6 protein-coding genes are annotated in these 4,809 nt (G+C 36.2%); 4 read left to right on the forward strand and 2 right to left on the reverse strand.

Going from position 1 to position 4,809, the window contains the following annotated elements; translation table 11 throughout:
- On the reverse strand, nucleotides 1-186 hold a 186-nt coding region (locus ABE021_RS14300), incomplete at its 3' end, for a helix-turn-helix domain-containing protein (protein WP_430289574.1).
- A 228-nt stretch (nucleotides 187-414) separates the two neighbouring features.
- On the opposite strand from ABE021_RS14300, the gene ABE021_RS14305 reads away from it, so the two are divergent.
- The 4 genes from ABE021_RS14305 to ABE021_RS14320 all read left to right on the forward strand — a co-directional run bounded on the left by ABE021_RS14305 (nucleotide 415) and on the right by ABE021_RS14320 (nucleotide 4,219).
- On the forward strand, nucleotides 415-822 hold the full coding sequence (locus ABE021_RS14305; RefSeq protein WP_108308465.1) for a hypothetical protein: 408 nt from the start codon (nucleotides 415-417) through the stop codon (nucleotides 820-822).
- Between the two features lie 511 nt (nucleotides 823-1,333).
- Nucleotides 1,334-2,695 (forward strand): plasmid recombination protein, encoded by a 1,362-nt coding sequence (locus ABE021_RS14310; protein ID WP_430289576.1) that lies wholly within the window; start codon nucleotides 1,334-1,336, stop codon nucleotides 2,693-2,695.
- Between the two features lie 248 nt (nucleotides 2,696-2,943).
- The gene (locus tag ABE021_RS14315; RefSeq protein WP_108308460.1) at nucleotides 2,944-4,020 is read left to right on the forward strand and encodes a protein rep; all 1,077 of its coding nucleotides are present in this window, start codon (nucleotides 2,944-2,946) and stop codon (nucleotides 4,018-4,020) included.
- On the forward strand, nucleotides 4,013-4,219 hold the full coding sequence (locus ABE021_RS14320; RefSeq protein WP_108308462.1) for a hypothetical protein: 207 nt from the start codon (nucleotides 4,013-4,015) through the stop codon (nucleotides 4,217-4,219). Before ABE021_RS14315 ends, ABE021_RS14320 begins: the two co-directional genes overlap by 8 nt.
- Before the next feature lie 134 nt (nucleotides 4,220-4,353).
- On the opposite strand, the gene ABE021_RS14325 is transcribed toward ABE021_RS14320, so the two are convergent.
- A partial coding sequence (locus ABE021_RS14325) for a hypothetical protein (RefSeq protein WP_430289577.1) occupies nucleotides 4,354-4,809 on the reverse strand: 456 nt, incomplete at its 5' end.

The following is a 4,809-nucleotide window of genomic DNA, read 5'->3' on the forward strand; positions in this document are numbered from 1 at the left end:
ATTTAAAGAGATTTCTAGAATATCGCTTAATTGAACAATCATATCTAAATCAGGATAGTTCCTTCCGACTTCCCAGTTAGATATAGCGGACCGTGAGATGTTTAATAAATCTGCGAGGTCTTGTTGTGTCATTCTTTTTTTATTTCTAGCTTCTTTTATCTTGTCGCCAATAAGCATAATATTCATTCTCCTTATGTAAGTGAATTTTACGTGGAATCTTAGGTGCTATGTGTCAGACATATTGACATTATGGGCGATGGGGGTGCTTTGATCTCTGTAATTTAAATGAAATTCAATGACAGATATTCTGACATGTTGCTATATCAACGTTTAAGGTGCAGAAAATATTTTTGAATATTAAGTGTTGATGTTACTGTTTAATTGTAAGATAAAAAAGAATATGGGGGAAAAAGAATGAAAAAGGCTATTATTATTTCGTGTCTTTCGTTATCAGTTTTTGGAGCATCTATATTACCGAATAGTGTAAGTGCGATGGAGTTAACTAGTGAATCTACATCGACGGAAATACAGCCTCGTGTTAAATGGAGCGGTAATGCTTATATAACAACTACTGGGTATTCTAATGTTACTACTTCAAATAATTTCTTTAGTGATAGTCCAAGCGTTACTAATGATTCTGGAAATAATGGTGCAATTTTAGTGAAAATAGTGAATTCTAGTGGCAATCAGGTTGGTACAACAAAGGAAGTTGGTAAAGGGAAAACAGTGAAAATGGATAAAATCCCTTGGAATAGTGGTTCTTATACACTAAAAGCAAAAGCAGTAACTAAAAATGGTTCATACTTAATTACTATTGATTGAATAGAGAGTATCGAATGAAATATGGGAAGTATTTGTATTTTGAAAAGAGTGGCTTGGGCTACTCTTTTTTATTTGGCATTTTTCTTATATGGGAAAGAGGGAAAAACGTGGCATTCGTCAACGATAAATGTCTGACCGAAACGAAGTGAAGGGAATTTAAGGAGTTGACGAATTCACTGCACCCGAACCCTCTTGGCTTTTCCAAATGCACATTTGGAAACTGCCTACCGGCGAGGGAGCCCCCTCAAAAAGTGAGGGGGTTGGGGGAGCTTTTTGGAGGGGGTCAAGGGAGAACTTCTCCCTTGTGGGTTTGGGCAACGCCCAAGGTGTTTTCTTTTGATTTTGATCTTTGGGGAAGCTGTCACGCTAGAGTGACAGACCCTTGTTTTTACCCTCGGAGAGCCTTTTCATTGTGCACATGGAGCGTAGCGTATTGTCACAATACAGAAAAGGTTACTTTGGCAAAGTAACAAACTGTCTGGTACACTCATAGCAAGTGAGGTGATTCGTCATGAGTATGTCTGTTTCTCTCAAAAAGGCGACTAATAAAACCAACATCAAACACAATAATCGGACCATGAATGACAAGGATAAAGAACGGAATTCGCACATCGATGAATCTCGTTCGCATGAAAATGTCTACCTCGTTCAAAAGAATTTGAAGGAAGTTTACCAAGAAGAATTTGGCGAAGCGTTGGAAAATTATAATGCTAAACAAAAACGCAACGATCGAAAAATTGATAATTATTATGAGCACATTCAGTCCAGTAAAAAAACCTCGCTTCAGCAAGAATTGATTATTCAAGTGGGAGACAAAGAGGATTTTTCTAGCAAGGCGGATTTTGATAAAGCGAACGAGATTTTAAAAGAATGGTATTCAGATTTTGAAAAAAGAAATCCGCAGCTGAAAATTTATAATGCGGTCATTCACAATGACGAGGCCAGTCCACACATGCACGTGAATTTCGTTCCAGTTGCAGAAGGATATAAGCGGGGTTTAGAAAAACAAGTATCGTTTGATAAGGCGATTACGCAACAGGATCTGACGTTGGATAAGGTCCGACCGTTTGAGCACTGGAGAGAAAAAGAAGTCCAGTTTCTAGAAAAATCATTACAGGAACGTGGTATTGAGCGGAAACTAGTCGGTACGAATGACTATAAAGACGTGAACGAGTACAAGGAAAAAAAGGATTTGGAACGTGAGATTAAACAACTTGAAGGGGATTTATCTCAACGAAAAACGGAACTCAAAGCATTAACTGAAAAGGTATCCTCTGAAATTAGTGTGCCCGTCAAAAAACAAATGAAAAGTATTGAAGTGCCGACTGGAGAAAAAAACCTTTTTGGTAAGGAAAAAATGAAAACGGAAAAACGACCTACGGGAAATGTTGTGTTATCCGAAGAGAATTATAAAAAGTTAGTGACGGCTGCCAATCAAAAAGAAAAGCTCACCCATCAGATTGTCAAAGTGTTAAATACGGATTTTGCAAAAGAAAATAAAGAGTTGAAAGCCGAAAATAAAGTGATTTTTAAAGAGTGGAAAAGCACAATTGAAGAAAACAGTCAGCTAAAAGATGAAAATAACAGTTTAAAGCAACGTGTAGGCTCTCTGACAAGCGAAATAGAAAATCTATATAAACACACGAAAGAATACTTCAAACAGCGTACAGGCGATTTTGAGGCGTTTAGGAAGGTGTTTGGAGGCTGGGTGAATAAAATCCAAGAGAAACTCCCTACAAGCCATTTAAAACGTGTTCACGATCGTTCAGAAGCCAAAGAGAATACATTCTCCATGGAAAATGTTGCGGAGTTGGATAAACAGGTTAGAAGTCAAAAATCGGCTAAAAGAAAAAACATGGATTTGGAGAGATGAAAAAGGCACCTGGAAGGGTGCCTTTTTGCTTTGGTTTTTAGTGGTTTGAGCGAAGCGAAAAACATGCTCTTTCTTATCTTGATACATATAGAAACAACTCAAGGGCTTAAAAGTTCGATGAGCCTTAGAGCCGTATGGCTTAAAACGTGTTTTGACATGTAAAAAGCCTTCTGATAGTATTGGAATTGTCTAGAAACCAAATACACAGAGGGCTTTTTGTATGTTTCCCCTCGAAAGAGAGGCTTTTTATGAGTTTGTATCCTGATAGTAGCACAGGTATTAAGGAGCAATCAAGTACCTGTGTTCAAAAAGACGTTGAACTTTTGCGTGATGTGAATGCAAAAGGTGAGGAACGTGACTGGAAAGGCAAGAAGAAGCGTTCTATTCTGATGGCAAAGCATCTTGAAGCAGTTGAAGCTTTAGCGAAAAAAGCAGAGCGAATGTATGACTGCGGAAACTATTTGGTGTTTAAAATGAAAGACGGTAGATTAAAGCTTTATCAAGCGTATTTTTGTAAAGTGAGGTTGTGCCCGATGTGCAATTGGCGAAGGTCACTTAAAATTGCCTTTCAAAATAAAAAAATTGTTCAAGCCGTGAATGAGCGAGAAAAAGTGAAGTGGGTGTTTCTTACTCTCACTGTGCGTAATGTTGAAGGTGAAGAACTAAAACCTACTATGGATCAGATGACGAAAGCGTGGAATCGATTTGCAGGCTATGCAAGATTTAAAAAGTCGGTGCGCGGCTATTTTCGGGCTATGGAAGTAACTCGGAATTGGGATAAGGAAAGTGAGTGGTATGGTACGTATCATCCTCATTTTCACGTGTTGTTAGCTGTGCCAAATGATTATTTTGGTCGTAATTATATTAAGCAAACTGAATGGACAAGCATGTGGCAAAAAGCTATGCAAATTGATTACAAACCGATTGTTCATGTCGCAAAGGTTAAGCCTAAAAAAGAATCACCTGATTTTGTGGAAATGGAGCAAGAAGTGAGAAAAACGATTCTTGAACAAAATGCTATTTTTGAAGTTTCCAAGTATCCAGTAAAAGATACAGATGTGATACGAGGGAATAAAGTGACAGATGAAAATATACAGACGGTCAAGGATTTAGATAAGGCATTGGCTTATAAGCGATTGATCTCTTACGGTGGTATTTTGAAAGAAATTCATAAGGAATTACAATTAAGTGATGCCGAGGATGGCGATTTAATCCATATTGATGATGATTCAGACGAGGTTGCAAATGGTGCTGTTGATGTGATGGCGTATTGGCATGTTGGGTTGAATAATTACGTAATTTCTAGGAGGGAAACAAATGGTTAAGCCAGGCGATTTATATTATTACTGCCCCGGGTGTAAAAGATTTCATGAGCATTTTTCTTCTGCTCATAAAGGCGTGAATCGAAAACTGTGTTTTATTTGCGAAAAGATTCAGCTCAAAAAGACGAAAATTGTTGGTAATGATGAAGACGGACGCATTCAAATTTGTGATAAATGTCTTTCAGAAAATACTTATTCTTGATGTGAATCTGAGTTTTAGTAAACAGGCCAATTTGTTAACTTAATTTAAACTTTTAAAAAAGAATCTGCTTTGAGTAGTTTTGCTCAAAGCAGATTCTTTTTTATTCTATATTAGTTTTGAAATTGTTAGTTCAATTAAAGAAACTTTAAAAAATATAATCCATTTTTCCCACGCAATTCTATTAAATAATCAGTATTGCTTTTTAATAAGTCTAATTTGTGGCTTTTTCCAGCCTTTAACGAAAAATTGTAAATTGTATCATCTGTTTTTTTGTCGATAATGCGTATTTCTATTTCAGATGTGCTCCCATCAGTATTTACAATTTCTTTTTTCCAAAAAATATTATTTGTATAGTTGAGTTTTACTTCTTTCCAATTCTCGGTGTTTTTTTCTAGAGATATAGTTTTATTGATTGTTGGAGAAAAGAAATTATGAACAATATAAGTTTCTTGATATAACAAATAACCTGTAGTCAAAAGTGAAAAAACAAATAAAGGGATAATTATTCTCAATGTTATTTTTCTCTTGTAGTTTTTTCTTTGTTCTTTACTAATCTCTTTGACCATGACTTTGTCCTCTCTTAATAAAGT

This window comes from Sporosarcina gallistercoris, assembly GCF_050459885.1.
GTDB classification, from domain to species: Bacteria; Bacillota; Bacilli; order Bacillales_A; family Planococcaceae; genus Sporosarcina; species Sporosarcina gallistercoris_A.

Excerpts from the sequence above, each read along its gene's own strand:
- ABE021_RS14305 (WP_108308465.1), top strand. The coding sequence starts at position 415 with ATGAAAAAGGCTATTATTATTTCGTGTCTTTCGTTATCAGTTTTTGGA.
- ABE021_RS14310 (WP_430289576.1), top strand. The coding sequence starts at position 1,334 with ATGAGTATGTCTGTTTCTCTCAAAAAGGCGACTAATAAAACCAACATC.
- ABE021_RS14315 (WP_108308460.1), top strand. The coding sequence starts at position 2,944 with ATGAGTTTGTATCCTGATAGTAGCACAGGTATTAAGGAGCAATCAAGT.
- ABE021_RS14320 (WP_108308462.1), top strand. The coding sequence starts at position 4,013 with ATGGTTAAGCCAGGCGATTTATATTATTACTGCCCCGGGTGTAAAAGA.